Origin of the sequence: Agarilytica rhodophyticola, assembly GCF_002157225.2 — a bacterium.
In the GTDB taxonomy this organism is placed as follows: Bacteria; Pseudomonadota; Gammaproteobacteria; order Pseudomonadales; family Cellvibrionaceae; genus Agarilytica; species Agarilytica rhodophyticola.
On sequence record NZ_CP020038.1, the window covers coordinates 3,464,899 to 3,481,444 of the forward strand.

At 38.3% G+C, this 16,546-nt stretch carries 16 protein-coding genes; 7 read left to right on the plus strand and 9 right to left on the minus strand.

What is annotated here, in order from left to right; translation table 11 throughout:
• Window positions 1-9: 9 nt before the first annotated feature.
• From BVC89_RS14500 to BVC89_RS14510, 3 genes are all read right to left on the minus strand, one after another.
• Window positions 10-924: an MBL fold metallo-hydrolase gene (locus BVC89_RS14500; protein WP_086931880.1), complete on the minus strand. Its 915-nt coding sequence runs from the start codon at window positions 922-924 to the stop codon at window positions 10-12.
• Between the two features lie 326 nt (window positions 925-1,250).
• Window positions 1,251-2,207 carry an alpha/beta fold hydrolase gene (locus tag BVC89_RS14505; protein ID WP_086931881.1) on the minus strand — a complete coding sequence of 319 codons (957 nt, stop codon included), beginning with the start codon at window positions 2,205-2,207 and terminating at the stop codon, window positions 1,251-1,253.
• Between the two features lie 490 nt (window positions 2,208-2,697).
• Window positions 2,698-3,846 (minus strand): serine hydrolase domain-containing protein, encoded by a 1,149-nt coding sequence (locus BVC89_RS14510; protein WP_086931882.1) that lies wholly within the window; start codon window positions 3,844-3,846, stop codon window positions 2,698-2,700.
• A gap of 668 nt (window positions 3,847-4,514) precedes the next feature.
• Here BVC89_RS14510 and BVC89_RS29785 point away from each other — a divergent pair.
• Both BVC89_RS29785 and BVC89_RS14520 read left to right on the plus strand, forming a co-directional pair.
• Window positions 4,515-4,760 carry a hypothetical protein gene (locus BVC89_RS29785; RefSeq protein WP_158657946.1) on the plus strand — a complete coding sequence of 82 codons (246 nt, stop codon included), beginning with the start codon at window positions 4,515-4,517 and terminating at the stop codon, window positions 4,758-4,760.
• A gap of 306 nt (window positions 4,761-5,066) precedes the next feature.
• Window positions 5,067-6,863: a winged helix-turn-helix domain-containing protein gene (locus tag BVC89_RS14520; RefSeq protein WP_086931883.1), complete on the plus strand. Its 1,797-nt coding sequence runs from the start codon at window positions 5,067-5,069 to the stop codon at window positions 6,861-6,863.
• Window positions 6,864-6,932: 69 nt separating this feature from the next.
• Here BVC89_RS14520 and BVC89_RS14525 read toward each other — a convergent pair whose 3' ends face one another.
• Complete coding sequence (locus tag BVC89_RS14525) at window positions 6,933-8,381, minus strand: MBL fold metallo-hydrolase (protein ID WP_086931884.1); 1,449 nt, start codon at window positions 8,379-8,381, stop codon at window positions 6,933-6,935.
• 339 nt (window positions 8,382-8,720) lie between these two features.
• On the opposite strand from BVC89_RS14525, the gene BVC89_RS14530 reads away from it, so the two are divergent.
• The 5 genes from BVC89_RS14530 (at window position 8,721) to BVC89_RS14550 (ending at window position 11,314) form a co-directional block, all read left to right on the plus strand.
• On the plus strand, window positions 8,721-8,978 hold the full coding sequence (locus BVC89_RS14530) for a hypothetical protein (RefSeq protein ID WP_158657947.1): 258 nt from the start codon (window positions 8,721-8,723) through the stop codon (window positions 8,976-8,978).
• Window positions 8,975-9,433, plus strand: a complete 459-nt coding sequence (locus tag BVC89_RS14535) for a hypothetical protein (protein ID WP_245929087.1) — start codon at window positions 8,975-8,977, stop codon at window positions 9,431-9,433. Before BVC89_RS14530 ends, BVC89_RS14535 begins: the two co-directional genes overlap by 4 nt.
• On the plus strand, window positions 9,430-10,710 hold the full coding sequence (locus BVC89_RS14540; protein ID WP_086931886.1) for a relaxase/mobilization nuclease domain-containing protein: 1,281 nt from the start codon (window positions 9,430-9,432) through the stop codon (window positions 10,708-10,710). The genes BVC89_RS14535 and BVC89_RS14540 overlap by 4 nt, the downstream gene beginning before the upstream one ends.
• A 74-nt stretch (window positions 10,711-10,784) precedes the next feature.
• Entirely contained in the window at window positions 10,785-11,021 is a 237-nt protein-coding gene (locus tag BVC89_RS14545) for a type II toxin-antitoxin system ParD family antitoxin (protein ID WP_086931887.1), read from the plus strand.
• 2 nt (window positions 11,022-11,023) lie between these two features.
• Window positions 11,024-11,314 (plus strand): type II toxin-antitoxin system RelE/ParE family toxin, encoded by a 291-nt coding sequence (locus tag BVC89_RS14550; protein ID WP_086931888.1) that lies wholly within the window; start codon window positions 11,024-11,026, stop codon window positions 11,312-11,314.
• Window positions 11,315-11,328: 14 nt separating this feature from the next.
• Here the strand turns inward: BVC89_RS14550 and BVC89_RS14555 are convergent, their stop codons facing one another.
• From BVC89_RS14555 to BVC89_RS14575, 5 genes are all read right to left on the minus strand, one after another.
• Window positions 11,329-11,700, minus strand: coding sequence for a helix-turn-helix domain-containing protein (locus tag BVC89_RS14555; protein ID WP_086931889.1), 372 nt, complete (start codon window positions 11,698-11,700; stop codon window positions 11,329-11,331).
• A gap of 2 nt (window positions 11,701-11,702) precedes the next feature.
• Window positions 11,703-12,311 carry a tyrosine-type recombinase/integrase gene (locus BVC89_RS14560; RefSeq protein WP_086931890.1) on the minus strand — a complete coding sequence of 203 codons (609 nt, stop codon included), beginning with the start codon at window positions 12,309-12,311 and terminating at the stop codon, window positions 11,703-11,705.
• Between the two features lie 533 nt (window positions 12,312-12,844).
• A complete protein-coding gene (locus BVC89_RS14565) occupies window positions 12,845-13,093 on the minus strand; it encodes a hypothetical protein (protein WP_158657948.1) in 249 nt (82 codons plus the stop codon).
• Window positions 13,094-13,120: 27 nt separating this feature from the next.
• The gene (locus BVC89_RS14570) at window positions 13,121-15,127 is read right to left on the minus strand and encodes a DEAD/DEAH box helicase (RefSeq protein ID WP_086931892.1); all 2,007 of its coding nucleotides are present in this window, start codon (window positions 15,125-15,127) and stop codon (window positions 13,121-13,123) included.
• Window positions 15,094-16,002 (minus strand): HamA C-terminal domain-containing protein, encoded by a 909-nt coding sequence (locus BVC89_RS14575; protein ID WP_086931893.1) that lies wholly within the window; start codon window positions 16,000-16,002, stop codon window positions 15,094-15,096. Before BVC89_RS14575 ends, BVC89_RS14570 begins: the two co-directional genes overlap by 34 nt.
• Window positions 16,003-16,546 lie beyond the last annotated feature (544 nt).

Here is a 16,546-nt window from a genome sequence, read left to right on the forward strand (position 1 = left end):
TATCAATAGCTATTCCAGCAGTCCTGTTATATCGTAGTAATGTGTCGTTACCATTCTCTCAGTGGTGATAAATGCCCAGTCCCATTTTTCTGTATAACCATTCAATGGATCTAGCGCTTTTATAGCAGCTAGGGATAAACCTTTCTCGGTTAATTTTCTAATAATTTCGTGTGTTTCATTCAACATAGTAATAGTTGCTTCTAAGTCATCAATAGTCACTATTGGTCCATGTCCCGCAATAATTTTAGTATTTGAGTTGGCGACTGTAATTATTTGCCTAATACCAGCAATGAAACCCGCTACCGATCCACCATTATCAATATCAATGAATGGGAAACGCTTAGCAAAAACAAGGTCTCCGCCATGTATGACATTAGCTTCTTTGAACACCACAAAGAGGTCACTATTAGTATGAGCGTTTGGTGTGTGATAAAGTTCGATACTTTGGCCGTTCATTTTTATTGACGCGTCTTCGGTTATGTCAATAGTAGGGTAATATTCCGGTGTAAATGAGGGAGCCTTGCGACCCAATGCTTTGATCGCTCCAGGATTTTCTAGGTATTTACGGACATTGGGGTGCGCCATAATTATGGCTCCACGTTTCTTGAAGTACGCATTACCTCTGACATGATCTCGGTGAAAATGCGTATTGAGGATAAGGTCGACATCGCGATTGTCCGATAGCTTTTTCTGAGCACCATCAATAAGTTCGACTAAATGCTCCATTTGTGTATCAACCATAAAAACTCCATCTTCACCGATTAACACGGCAACGTTGCCTGAACGGTCTGTTCTTAATTCAAAAATACCACTCCCAAGATCAGTTACTTTAATATCAAACCCTTTATGCCCATCATGCTTATACGCCATGGCAAAATTACACCAACAAAAAATAGCGATAAGTTGAATTATTTTTTTCATCATCAATAACCAGGATTATTCGAAACTTAATAGGTTTACGCTATATAAGCTTATCTATATCTCTAATACAACACGTTATGCGATGAAAGGAGTGTTCTCTGGTAACGAGTGAAATATAAAGCTGGAACTTAGTGGAAAATGACTTGTATCTATTGGGATAAAAGGTGAATTTATCGCAATAACTAACGGAGGTATGTCTTTGGCAAAAATAAGACGGTTAGCTCGGACTAACGCAAGAAATTATTGCTCAGAAAAGCATTTACTCAGAAAGGCATTATGCTTCAGTTTAGGTTATATACATTGATCTCCATTAACACGCAAATAAATGCTTAACTATGCTTTTTGAAAAACGCCATCACCACGCTATTAAACAAAGTAGGTTGCTCCCACTGGATAGCGTGCCCAGCTTCTGCAACCACTAGTGTTTCACTACCCGGTATTTCACGTGCCGCTGCTCGCATCATTGAGGGAGGTTGATACAGATCTGCTCCACCGGCGATAAAGAAAGTAGGCACCTTAGCGGCTCGAATTTTCTCCCAAGTGATACTATTTTTCGCTTTTTGACCATGCCTAACGCCATCGCCTCTAGATTTTTTTTCCATTTCAAGCCATTCCTTTACTCCTTCAGGATGTGCCCATCGATAGGAAGGCCCCAGTTCTTTAAATTCAGGGGGTAAATCACTAAAACTTTTAGGAAGGATAAAATCTAGTCGTTCATCGATATTTTTATCCCATAGACCAAAGAGGCTACAGACGATAGTCATACTTAGTAGCTTTTCGGGATAGGAAACCAGATAGTCTGAGACGGCAAACCCTCCCGCTGCCAGACCTAGAATGTGGAACTTGTCCACCTTTAAATGCTCAACCAAGGCATTAAGGTCGTCAGCATAATTACCGGTATCATTTTTTGAACCGGCTGGCGAGCCAAAATATCCTCGCCTTGAATATGCGATGGTTCTAAATCCTGCTTTTGCAAACACTGGTTGTTGATATGGCCAAGTTAACGCGCTACCCCTACCAGGATGAGATAGCACAACTGCGGGACCTTCACCACCTGTATCCCAGTAATACAAGCCAGCACCACCTGAAAGTGATAAAACACCTTCTTTGGCAGGAGCTTGCTTTGGTATTGGTATATGTTTGGATTCCTCCTTACTAGCATTGGAGGCAATGTTTTGCGGTTGTGCATTTATGTTATTTGAGATGCCGCCGGTTGCAACAACAGTGGCTACTGCAGCCGCTTTTGTTAGTATATCTCTGCGGTCGTTATTTATTTTTTCTTTCATTTTGTTTCTCTCAACACCAACCAAACAGTACTTATATATTAAAAAATGCTCATGACTATTTATTATTGAACTTATCACTGAACATAAATAGGCAGAGAAATCCTATATCAATTCGATTGGTTATTTTACCCCTTTTATTGATTGCAAACACTCTTCTGAACTTAAAAATACAGCGGCTGAACGCATCTTAAATCACCTTGAGCATGGTGGCGTGAGAATAACGAAAATATACACCCAGGTGTATTGGTAGTCGATTCAATAATGTAATTGATTCGGTTGATAAGTGATTTTCCTAAAATTACGTGTCGTTTTACTGTTAAGTTAGATTAGGAGTATTTGCTTGATCGTTCGCCTTATGTTAAGAAAAGTAGGAAGTTTAGTTTCAGTTATATTAGTTTGTAGGGCAGTAGATTTAACCTGTGTAGAACGAGGTGTCGGCAACTGCTTTAGCTAGGCACTTCAAAATACATAAAAAAAACGCTTATTGAATCTACCATCTACCGCCTGGGAAAGTTTTCTTAGGCATTTTCGTAAAGTCATTACTCATCATGTTCTCCATTATTTGTTTTCCTGCCTCGTCAGCAGGTATCAACACTTTCAACGGAATACCGAACACAGTTTTGTAAGTAATTCGATTAGATTGAATGATTATTGTAATTTGTTTTTCGGGATACATCGCTATATAAGAATTGCCCCCAAGTCCCCCTCCATCATGCCAGAATTTTTTGCCGTAATCTGTAGAGTTTGCCACCCATCCATAGCCATAACCATCTTTGGCACTGGTAAATATTCTTTCTTTAATCGTTGGGCTGAAAAAACTGTCAGTAATAGCATTTATCCATGTTAGCAGGTCATTTGTTGTAGATAATATGCCTCCATTACCCAAGGTGCCTCCATATAAGTAAGAAGCATTAATAGAGGTGTAATCAGTTTTAGTAGTATTCATATACCCAGTGTAATATAAATTCTTTGATAAATGATTATCGCCATAAAAACCCGATGAATCCATATTTAGCTTTGAAAAGATATTGTCTCTCACATAAGAGTGATAACTTTTATCGGTAACTTTCTCGATTATGAGTGCTAAGACAGCATAACCTGTATTCGAATATTCATATTTTTCTCCTGGTTGAGCCACAAGTTCACTACTTAATATCTTTTTTAGTGCTTGTTCTTTGGTTAGGGTGTCTAGGTCATCTGCAAAGTCAGAGGGAAATCCTGATGTATGTGTCAGTAATTGATGAACAGTAATAGCTTGTTTGTCCACGGGAACATTTGGGAAAAAATCGACAATTTTTTGTTCTGTATCTAACGCATTTTCCTCGACTAATTTCATTATCGCCGTTGAAGTAAATGGCTTGGTTATAGACCCAATATCCATAATGGTTTCGGGTTTCATTGATAATTGTTTTTCATCTGAGGCGCTTCCGTAGCCCTTATTAATTAATATCTTCTCGTCTTTAGAAATTAAAACAACTCCGTGAAAATTTTTCTCGTTGCTTAAATAATTAAAATATTCATCCACTTTATCTTCAAGTGGTAAGTTGTCATCAGGTATAAAATGACTTCCGCAAGCAGTTAGCAGTAAAAGAGAGAAAATAATTAAATACAATTTGATGTTTATTCTATCTGTTTTCATGTTTATTCTGTCTGTTAAAATTTCGTATTTTTAGCCGCTTGCAATGTCCGATAACATCAGCATAGTGTCACCTGGGCGTCATTATCTGCTACGATCTCACTTCGACTAACATGCCTTCCATCTCTTGAATAATCAAACGAAACATTTTCTTTGGATCTTCAGTTTTATCCGGGATTGAATTGAGACTTGAGTTCACTATGTCTGGAGAATACTGGAAGATTCCCACATAAGTTACTTCTTACTCATTAATTAATGTAGCATACGATAAAAAGCACTTAAGCAGTTTAAGCACGATAGTCGTTGCTTTCTTCAGAGTGAGCGCCAAAAATAGTGAAAACAATCAATAGCAACGGCGGTTTACCATTATAAAACCAGCGTATTATTTTTTTCATAATGTGTATTCTCCATTAGCCGACAGAGCAGTGCTTTCTTCAAAATATTCTTCAAGTATAAAGTCCTTGATATGTGTTTCATGTTGTCGATGAATCGCTTCTCCTTAATTGACATAGTTGCCTTGTTACTTAGTAACATGGCTTACTTTAATTATGTGTAGTGTAATAGTCAAGTATAACACTACGCTCATGCCAAAGTAGTTAAAAAGAGAGACTCAAGAGTTCTTAAAAAACTAAAACTGTGCAGAAAATTCTCTAAAAAAGCAGAAATGACTTGTGAGCAGACATAAAAACACACACAAAGCTTCTGTTTCTCTGAATATGCTTAAACAAGCCTATGTGCTATTCGTGTGTAATACGCGTGTAATTGCGAATGAACGTAAGCAATGGGACGGATTCTTATATGATCTTCAAGCTAGTCTATTGACTTTAGGGGAGGGCTTTCATTCCGCTAATCGACTACTTGATGTACAAGTTAGAAGTTTAACTCCATATAAACCTGGAGTTTTACCAAGGAAATAATACTAGGGGTTTGCCTTACTATAAATTAATACCTGTTTCAAAACGCCGAACTGCGGCTGTACCTGCACAAGAGTTTTTGTAAAGGTCATCGAGATATCACTGAAGCGCAGCTTGCGTATGTTACAAAAACATCATTGTTATTTGTACCGTGGTGGTACAATACATTGAGCGAGTTTTTGACGGAATATAAAATTTCCATGGAAGTTTAAAGGAAGATATTTTGGTATGGACTGCTGAATAACGATAGTCATTTAGTATTAATGAGTTATTATAAGGCGTAGATTGTAAGCAGAGGTCAAGGTAAGAATGCGTTATCGATTTAATGGATATGAATTTAGTGGCGTACATCTAACGTTATCCAAAAATGGCAAAGAGCTAGAGATTCGCCACACTGAAGCACGAGTTTTAACTATGTTGCTCGAAAATCGAGATGCTGTTTTAAGTAAAGAGCAAATTCTCTCTTGTGTTTGGCAAGATAAAATAGTATCTGATCAGGTAGTTTTTCAAAATATCAGTATTCTACGTAGGTTATTTGGTTCTAAAGCGATCAAGACCTTCCCCAAGCGCGGTTACCAATGGAAAATCCACACTGAAGTAATTGCGTCTAACGTACAAAATGAAACTCTTAAACTGCGCCACCAATATTCGCCGGATTCACCTTCAAATAGACTTTTTAGACACACCAATGTGAAAAGTTCTTATTGGCCATTGGTGTGTGTATTGACTAGTGTAATTTTTGTGGTATGTACTGTTTTTGTACAAATTAATTACACGCAGAAGGTATCTAATTCTGCTATTAAGTTGGCTTACATACCTTTTATCAATCTAGACGAAAAGAGTGAGAGCAGCCATAAAGCCATTGCTCTTGAAGATAGTGAGGGCTTTGACTTTACTGAGTTAAAACAATTAGATGCTGAGACTTTTATCAATGCAATTGAGGTCGTTTACCCAAATCTGGAACCTATTCATCCTTTCGTATTAACAGGTAAAATCCGTACTCATGAAAATCTGACCTACTTAGACTTCATATTAAAGGGGCCGTTTTCTTATTGGGAAGGTCAAATTTCTGGACAATCAAAAGCATCAGTTATTGCAAAATTAAGGTCGCATTTAAGAAATAATGTTATTTATGATCTAATAAGCAACCCACACTCTAAGGAGCTTAAATTAGCAAAATTAACTCTTGCTCACCAAAACTCACCTAACGATCTCATTATCTTATTAAAGCTGAGCGCAGTTTATTATAAGACTGGCGAATTAGATAAATCGATGGCGATGACTGATAAGTTGATTCGCGTTGCAAAGAATCAACTAAATCCTCTACATGTAGGACGGGCTCTGCTTTTTCAAAGCAAAATACTTAGAAACAAGAAGTTATTAGATTTAAGTGCACAAAAGTTGAAATTATCAATTGAATATTTCGAAAAAATAGACGACTTAGAACACCAGTCTCAAGCTTGGTTCAATCATGCACTTCTTCGGCATGAATTCAGTGACTACTCCACTACAAGAGATTCTTTACTCAAAGCAGCCAATCTTGCCTATGCAGTCAATAACAAGCTTGGTGAAATTGAAGCTCTAACAACACTTGTAGCACTGGCAAACTACTATAATAATGAGAAGGAAAAATACTATTATCTAGAGTTGGCGGAAAACAAAATGACAAATTATCATTTACCAAGTTATCACTTTGCCAAGATTTCTTATCGCTATTCCACTTTCGCTAAAGTATTTTCGGAAAAAGAGCCTCATCTAAACCATGTACTTAAGCTGTCTGAGATAACTCCAGAACATTGGATTGCACAAAAAAGTAGAAGACAATTAATGGAATATTACACTAGTCACAAACATCTCGATAAAGCTCAGACGTTAATTGATAGTATTAAAGTTGATAATGGCAATAACTCATACCTAAAAGCATTGATGGCAATAGCTAAAAAACACGAACATGAAATAGAAGAGTATGGGCAACGTTCTTTTGAGCAAGCACAACTGGCAGGAGACCGAACACTCAGCTTGGCTAGTGCAAAACTGCTATGCAATCAAGAAATAAACTGTGACTTTTATTCCCAGTATATAAATGAAAACACTAATGTGTATTAGCCAAGCTTCTTTTGAAAAATAGCCTGCACAAGGCTTTTTCTTGGATCTAGAGCAACGATATCCCTTGTGCTAGTATGCGTCATAGATATTGTTCATAACCTCAACCGAAATATCATTATTACGACTGTAGCTTACAATTCTATTGATTTTTAGCCCATTGCGTCGAACAAAATCAATAAAAGATATCGTGAAATTTGGTATTACTTGAGGAATAGAATTATCGAAACCAACTCGTAAAAAGTCAGCTTGAAAAATAATTCCAATATCACGAAAATAGACGAAACTTTGTCGCTTAGAGTGAGAGTTCTCTAGCACAAAGTATTCAATGTTATCGATCAATGCATTGTGTTCAATTTTTTGAAATTTAAACTTGTCAATTTCCTCTGAGAATGGCGGATAATCTCCTATGGCTGCCATTGTGTATTCATCGGTTCTGATTGGAATCCCTCGCTTCGCATAGGGTAGTAGGCCAGCAATATTGTCACTATGTGGGTGTGTCACATACACGGACGAAATTTTCCGATTCGGAAATTGACTAAGGATTAGATTAATTGTTTCTTCAGCTCTTTCGGGACTAGATGCTCCCCCAAAAACTGTGATCTCATTTCCTTGTACTTTAAATAAATTATTTCGCAATGCTGATGCGCTAGTTACAAGGTAGAGATCCGGTGCAATTTCGCTTGAAATCAGAGTTTTATCACTTTCATTGAAAATTGGCCCAAAATCCTTTGGTACTACAAACCTTACTGGCTCAATTTCATCCAGTAAGTGTAATTGATCTATCCTATGGACAAAACTAGGTCTACTTGAGCCGTCATAATACTTCAGAATGGAGCGAGCAAAAGTGATGTCGTTAGTGGTTTGGTAATTGTCATAAATAAAAACTTTTTGCGATGATAGATTGTTGATTGAGAGCAATCGAAATGGATTTTCGCCAAATACATATTCAACTGACTCGTTATCAGGAGTAGCGTGCGTAATTGTCGTTGTTTTTGAAGTGTTATCCCACTGCATAGTGGTATTGTTATTTAAATTACTGTCTTCCAGCAGTGGCGTTACTGCGAGAAAATCGAGATTCATAGAAACCTGAGATTTAAACTCGTCAAATGTGTTCATTCCTTGATCAATGATACCCCTTCCCAATGAAATGCCATTTTTATCATAAAACAGACTCTGATTGTCATTCTGGAATTGCACTCTATTGGCAGTCAAACCATCTGGGAAATGATGAATATCTCTTTCAAAAAACTGTCTTTTCTTTAAGTCGATTTCAACCATTCGCAAAGCCATATACCTTGCAGGTGATTGATAATCCCAACTTTGATAAGGGTTTCCTAAACCTAAATAGTGATAATTAAGACCAAAAACCTCAAGTTTAGGCGCTTGCTCGTAATGAGCTTTAAGTCTAACAAAAAAGTTTTCAGTGGTATCAGCTTGTACTGTTGGTATAGCGAATCCGAGTATCGTAGTACAAGTCGATAGTAGTTTTAATTTATGGTTCTTTATTTTAACAGTCATATGCTTCTCTTCTATCTACATTCAGTTAGATGGTAAGCAATTCAAGGGCTTGGGTCTTATTAGAAATCTATTACTATTAAAAAATAGATTTTTAATAGATAACTCCCAATTGGGATCTGATACTGGGGGGTTGCCTTACTATAAATTAATACTTATTTTGGGAAATAGTGGTGCCCATAAGCGGAATAATCGTAACAGCCTAGGGGCTGTTACACCCCTTAGGGCGGCGCTGTCGCTGGTTTAAAATGCTGGCGCATTTTATCGAACTTGGGCGGCGGTTCTCATCTCGCATCTACCGCCGTGCATAAAAAAAGCCCCGCATGTACGGAGCTTTTATCTATGGTGCTCTGCAAGGGCTTTAGCTCGAACACGCTTGATGATGATCTTTTATCCGAACAGTTTAGTAATAGCAAGCTTTTTTTGTCAGACACAAATGACCAATCTGAAGATATAAAGATTGATGAATTTTTTACAGAGTTAGAGCAATGGAATGAGTATTTAGAGGAGCATGTGCCTTATTACCGTGATGGCTGTGTGGATGCTGGTGCGGATGATAAGACTGCTGATGATGCCGAGATTGGGGGGATTGAGCCATGAAGCGATCCTCTTTAGTGAATATGTTTACTGGTAATAGCGCTAAGGCTGGCTCTAGCCCTAAACCCAAGAAAGCAAAAGCCAAATCTAAATACCCGCCGCCATTTTCCTTGCGGTTGAGCGCCGAGGAACGAGCATATTTAGAAGAGCTTGCAGGTCATCAGCCCTTAAGTACCTATATTCGCAGTGTTTTGCTCGGTGATCGCGCACACAAACGCAAAACCTTACGCAAGCCGCAAATTGATGAACAAAAAATAGCCGAGGTACTAGCAGCGCTTGGTGAGACGCATTTATCCTCAAACCTCAACCAGCTTGCCAAGCACGCGAATATGGGAACGCTTGATGTGTCTAAAAACACCGAACAGCAGCTTGATTACGCCTATCAAGCTATTATCACTATGCGTGATACATTATTGCTGGCGCTTGGTATGAAAGCGGGATCGGGTGGTCAATCATGATCCTGCAAGGTAATCAACGCGGCGGCGCTACGGATTTAGCCAATCATTTACTGAAAGACGAAAATGACCATGTCACCGTGCATGAACTGCGCGGCTTTGTTGCTAATGATTTACATGGCGCGTTGCGCGAAGCTTACGCCGTCAGCAAAGCCACCAAAGCCAAGCAGTTTATGTTCTCGCTTAGCCTTAACCCGCCGCCAGAGGCTAAAGTCTCTACAGCCAGTTTTGAAGAGGCGATTAAGCGGGTTGAGGATAAACTTGGCCTGACAGGACAGCCCCGCGCTATTATCTTTCATGAAAAGCAAGGCCGCCGCCATTGTCACACTGTTTGGTCGCGCACCGATATCAAACATAAACGCGCAATACAGCTTTCCCATACCAAAACAAAGCTCATGGAGATATCAAGGGATTTATATATCCAGCATGGCTGGCAAATGCCAAAAGGCATGATCAATAAGCAAGAGCGCGATCCGCATAATTTTACGCTGGCGCAATGGCAGCAAGCTAAGAGGATTGGTAAAAACCCCAAAGAGATTAAGCAAGCGCTGCAAGATAGCTGGGCAAGCAGTGACAGCCGCGACAGTTTCGCCCATGCGCTAAAAGAACGCGGCTACACATTAGCCAAAGGGGACAGACGCGGCTATGTCGCCATCAATCAGCACTGTGAAATCTTTGCCATTGCTAAGAAATGGATCGGCGTAACCACAAAGGATATTAAAGCCAAGCTGAAAGATACTGACAATTTACCAAGCGTTGATGAAGCCAAAACTGATATTAGCGAATACATGCAAATGCAGCTTACTAAGCTAAAGAGCGAACATGAACACGCCATAGAAAAGCGCAAGACAGCTATAGAAGCCAAACGCCAGGAGATGGTCATGCAACATAAAGGGCAGCGCGACCATCTGGAGAAAATACAGCAAGAGCGACTGGAAAAAGAACGTGCGATCAGACAAAGCCGCTACCGCACAGGTTTACGCGGCCTGATGGATCGCGTAACAGGTAAATACAAAACCATCACCCGCAACAATGAGCAAGATATCTTACAAGCGCTAGAGCGTGACCGCAAAGAAAAAGATGATCTTATCTTCAACCACCTTGAACAACGCAGACAGCTAGATCAGCGCCATGAACGCTTGCACAAGTTCACCCAGCAAAAACAACAGGAACTCACAAACGATATCACCACCTTTAATGACATCGCCAAAAACAAACAAGATGATCTGAGTTTTAGAAAACAACAACGGCTACACCGCACCCCTAAAATGGAGTGGTAGGTCGATTTTTCTTTTCAATAGTACCAATAATTGGTACTATTAAAGAAAGCTATTCTTTAAAGAAAGGTTAGGTTATGGCTAGAAATACTAGCGTTTCACTTGGTGATCACTTTGAAAGTTTTGTTGATGAACGTGTCAAAGCTGGTCGCTATGCGTCTGCAAGCGATGCGGTTCGCGCTGGCTTGAGGCTGCTTGAGCAAGAAGAAGCCAAGCTTGATTTACTGCGCCAAACACTGGCAACGGGCGAAAAGCAGCTTGATCAAGGGCAAGGCATAGACGGTGAAGCATTTATGACTGATTTGATTGGTTAATAATGCCGACCTATATTCTCTCTCCCCAAGCGCAAAACAGCCTAAAACAAATCAGTCATTACACACGTGAAAATTTTGGTGAACAGCAAAGGAAATCATATCTTAAAAAGCTGCATACCAAGATGCGCGCTGCTGCAAAAGAGCCCCACAAAGGCAAAGACCGAAGCGATATAAAGGCCGGCTATTTCAGTATCAAAGCTGAAAAGCACATGATTTATTACCGCATACGCGGCATGCATATTGATATTATTGATGTGCTGCACCAGTCTATGGAACCCACGCTGCATATCTAAGCCCAAAACACTATTTACTGCGCCTTAAGGCAAGCGGTTAGTAGTTTATTCAGGGATTTGCTGATGGTTGGGTTGTTGATGGTTCTTAGGGTTTGTATGAGTTTTTGTTCGTGTGGTTTGAGGGATGCGTCATTTTGTTGGTTAGTATCTGCCTTATATGGTGCATAAAAATCAACCACGGGCATATTCAGTGCGTTTGCGAGCGCTTCAAGGCGGGAAGCGGAAATGCGATTTTGGGCGTGCTCATATTTATATAGCTGCTGATAGGTAATCCCTAGTTGTTTTGCTAATGCTTTTTGAGACAGACCGCGCTGGATGCGTGCCTCACGCACTTTTCTAGCGATGTGTTTATCACGGTCATTGACGCTGCCTTTCTTGCTCTTCATCCCTAAAGCTCCATGTTGAGATACAAAGCGCCAACTTCATCAGGCAGCAGTCCAAGATAGCGCAGCGTGTCGGCTTCGGTGGCATGACCAAGTGCACGCGAGATTAATGTCAGCGATTGGCCTTGCGTTACTCTTTGGTGATAGCCCCAAGTTTTGCGCAAAGAATGCGAGCCGTAATTTCCGATCAATCCAATCTCATAACACCAGCTTTTCATTAATAAATTAACAGCGGCTACTGTCAGTGATTTGTTTTTACGCTGTGATAGAAACAGCGGTGCGTTTAAATCATTTTGTTTGGGATGCTGCTGTAACCAGTTTTGTATGGCGTGATAAACCGTCTTATTCATCACGGTTTGGCGGTATTCTTTATTTTTCGATTGTTTAAGATCAAGAACAGCGCCAGGACGTAAATCTATAACATCGGCAATGCGTAGGGATAAAAGCTCACCCGCACGATAAGCCGTATTAATCCCCAGTGTGAATAAACATAAATTCCTTGGCTGTCCCTGTAACATGGTTTTGATCCTTTCAATATCCTCTAACGTGCGTATCGGCTCGACCTTGATCGATGCACCCTTGGCAGGATGATTAGAATTCTTGCTCTTACGCATAATGGCATGCCTTATTGCATTGAAAATATTAGGAGTTTTTCAGCTCATTAACTTTTATATAAAAGTTGGCATGTCTGGTTTATCCTAAATATATCAATGAATTAGCAAGGCGCTTTGCTGCGCGGGATGGTGAGGAAGCGCACTCTAACGCCTTGCTGTTACTCAGTTATTATACGCTTATCATCTTTTATATATTTCTTAAAGAGTTTTTTGTTATATGCAGCCCTGTTTTTTACATTAGCAGCCTGTAAGCCAATGGGGATGGCGCATGCGGGTGAGGTTTCAGGCAATCAATATTTTGTAAGATGATGTGAAAAAACATTGTTTTTGGAGCCGCGCAAGACCGATAAAACATAGTGACGGTTCTGCCGGAATACCCCCTTGCGGGGTTGAAGGCATGGTTCTCACTGTGTTTTATAATCAGGGCTGTAGCGGATCAGAACACATTGTTTTTGGTGAGCGCCCCAATGGAGGTAGAGGTAAGCAGGTCAAATTTAGGTGTGTAAAGACATATTTAACCAACGTTATAACAATCAACGATTAATTATTTTTTCAACGTTGTCGAAGGCTTTTTTTTCAAACTCATCAAAAGAGCTTTTGGTAATTGCGTTTTGTTGACTTTCATAGTACTGAAGTACTTTAGTGGGTACGCCATAGTCGCTCACTTTTCGCCCCAACTCTGTTAGAGCATTGTATTCAAGTTTTGTAAGCAGCCGATCGATACCTGGTATGCTTTCAAATTCAACATCTTTAGATTTAGATTGATGAAATTTATACATCACATTGAAGACACCTAAATATTTAACTAGTTAATATTTAGCTGTATTATAAACAAACTTAGCAGTATTCCTTGTCGCTAGATCAATCTTTTCACCTTGATTTTCTCTTTTATAGTTAACCAAGCCTTTAAAGCCCTTTTCTAGATAGTTATGAAGTATAGGGACTAAAACAGAATGTTTCCCTTTTCCTTTATTTGTTTTTTGTTTAATCAAGCCATCTAACGGAGGGCTTACGATTAAAAGTATGCAGTCTAATATAACTTGAAATCCATCCCAATCAATACCAACTTTTGAAGGAGTGTTTATCCTTTGAATTAAAACTTTGATGTGATTGTGCTGATTTTTCTTTAGCAGGGCAATATGATCATATACTCTAATTTTATCTGCTTTACTGACAATTTTAAACATATTAAGAACATTGTCTGGAATATCACGCTTCTCTTGTTCCGTCACTATCTTATCTCGTTTTAACTTATCCTCATCTGTTAAAAACTCGTTAGATGAATAAAATAGGTCAATTTCATTTTTTTGGGAATTTAAATCATAGTTTTTGTGGTGAATGGACTCTTTCTCTGCATTTATATCGTCTAAAAACTTGTTTTGTAAGACAATTATACGTCCGCTGTAGTGCTTGTCAAACCGTCCCGCTCTACCCGCAATATTTTTAGCATCAAACCTTTTGAGAGATTTAACACCTTTCTTGTTGTTTGTTATTATCAGATTTTTAGCTGATGTATTAACACCCTCTGTAATAGTTGTTGTTGATGTAAGTGCCTTCACTAATCCCTCATTAAAAAAAGAAATTATTTCCTTTTGAATATACTTAGGAATCAGTCCGTGATGGACACCAATACCTTTTTTTAAAGATTTTGTTACCACCCAATCCTCACCATATTCTCTTAAAACATGCTCAACAAAAAATTGGTAGTTCTTTGGAGTCGATTGATAGTCTATCAAGCTGGGTAGGTTTTTTGCGTATTCTTCTGCGTAGTATGGTCTAGAGCAATAAACAATACATCCTTCATCTTTGTTTCTTTCATACAAGGTTTTGACTACTATTTTTAAACGATCTTGTTTACCTGTTTCATCTTCATTAAATTTGAATACTGTGCCTCCACCAATATCTACCGTTTTAGCTGTTTTAATATGATGATATGATTTGCTTACGATTTCATATTGGTTGAAGTCACATTTTGTGATTTTGTTGTCGTTTAAAAAACGCTCAAATGAACTACTGTATCTTTCAATATACGGCCCAGCTAATAATATATCAGCACTACCTAGAACAGAGTAATATGCGGCGATACGGTAAGAAACATCTCTTTCATTTTCCTGCTTTTCCTCTTCATCAATAATATACTCATTATCAATCTTATAAACTTCATCAATAAATACAAAATCGAATTCAGGTTGAGCATTCAACTTTTCAAGAAATGACAAGAAACGCTCTGGTGTATAGATAAAAATATTACTTGAGCCTATTTCTTCTTGAGTGACATCACTAAGAGTATGGATATTGTACGATTTATATAACTCATCTGAATGCAGTCGCTCTAGATTTTCTGACAGTAAAGCTATAGTGGGAAATATAAGAACAATATTCTTGTATTTCATTTTCTTCATTATTTCATAGACTAAATGGGTTTTTCCAAACGATGTGCTAGCAGAAAGAAAATAACGATTTTGTTTTCCTGTCAGAAAGAGAGACAATATATCTTTTTGGTATTGATGTACTTTGCTATCTTCACCTGTATGGAGAGTGCTTTCATATATTTGTGCAGCAAACGTGCTTAAAGAAAATGTGTTTAAAAAAACATTTTCTTTTTGGAAATTGTTGAGATGATCAAAATAGTGAGGAATGCCGACAATATTTGCAATTTTTTTTAGGAATTGTAAGTCCCCCTCGAAAAGCTTATGCTCCTTAATGAAATCATAGTAATTGCAAACAACTTTGATCATCTCAGAAGTCTCAATTACTTTGTCCTGATAGTTGTGTAATGCCTTTACAACATCAATGGTTCTTTGTCTTTTATCCATTCAAGCACCTTTGATTTTATTTCTTTTGCACTTCCTACGGGAACTAGTATAAAGAAAAGCGATACTTTTATGGATATATCAAACCGCATTTCTTCAGCTTCACTCTGTATGTGTTCAATTGCTTTTTTGATTGTTTCATCATAAGACTCTTCGTTACTGTCAAATAAAATCAATATTGGATAGACTAACTTAATATTATGTTTATTGGAAAGTTCTGAAATATTAATATCGGGATTTTTTTTGATATAATCTAAAATAGGCTTTATAGTCGAACTGTTGGCTGCAAGGTCATTCTCCCTTTCTGAAATTGCTATTAAATTCATATTCAGATAATCATCTGATATAACTTTTTTGAGATTACTAATCGCACCGTTCTTACCTGTCGTGGCTGCAGCAAAGTTCGCATAGAACTTGACTTCACCAAACCACAGTTCTGATTGATCTTTATTATCTATTAAATGATACGCGTCATACCCCTTAGTCTCTCCGTTTTCAAGGATTTGATATAGGTGGCCACGGGCAATTACCGGTGGTGCTTTATAGAAAATGTAAAGCATGCAATATAGAACAACTTCCCCATAAAAACCATATTTTAGCTTTTGTGTGTCAGGGCTATTATCATTAAACTTTAATTTTCTAGTTAATGCTCTCCTATGTAGGGTATCGAAATCGGATTCAGTTATTTGGTATTCATTAAAAGCATACTCAATTACGGCGTTGTAAATGATATTGGCTAGGTCATTATTGCTTTTTACAGAGTAACAAGAATCGTCGCCTGTAGATATTTTAGATTTTGAAATGCTAGCTTTATTATTAGGTAGCTCATATTTAAATAGTATTGTTTCTTGTATTAACAGTTTTAAAGATGACCTCATCGAAAAGTTCCCTAATCCTATAACTTAGTAAAACTTATATTAAATTACTTAACAGCATCTAGCTTGAACCACTAGCAAAGTGTTATTGCCGAGTCGCAACTACTTTCAACTTTGACGATAATATAAAACATGTTTTCGTCTCATGGTAAAGAATTTCATAAGTCTCGAAGATATATGACATGTCCATCATTTGTGTGTCGTCAAAAGCAGTGCATATATGCCTTATCCAGTATTTTTGCACCTAGTGCCGCACTGAATGCTCCCCTGATTGGTGATTAATCTGCCATCAGATTATGGCGCGCAAAATATTTATTATTTTACGTGTCACGGGGGTATCCAACAGGGGGCGTAGCGCCCCTTTGGCAAGCGCGTTGTACTGCCGAACTTGTTCGGCGTGTAGTACAACGCACAGCTTGCATAGAATTGCAACGTGGTTTGGTTTCGTGCAAAAGCTAATCATAGATTATGTTTCACTGTGAAAGTCAAAACAAACAAATCAGATCATGACACTTAGTTTGCGATATGTGAATAAAGAGAGAGTGTA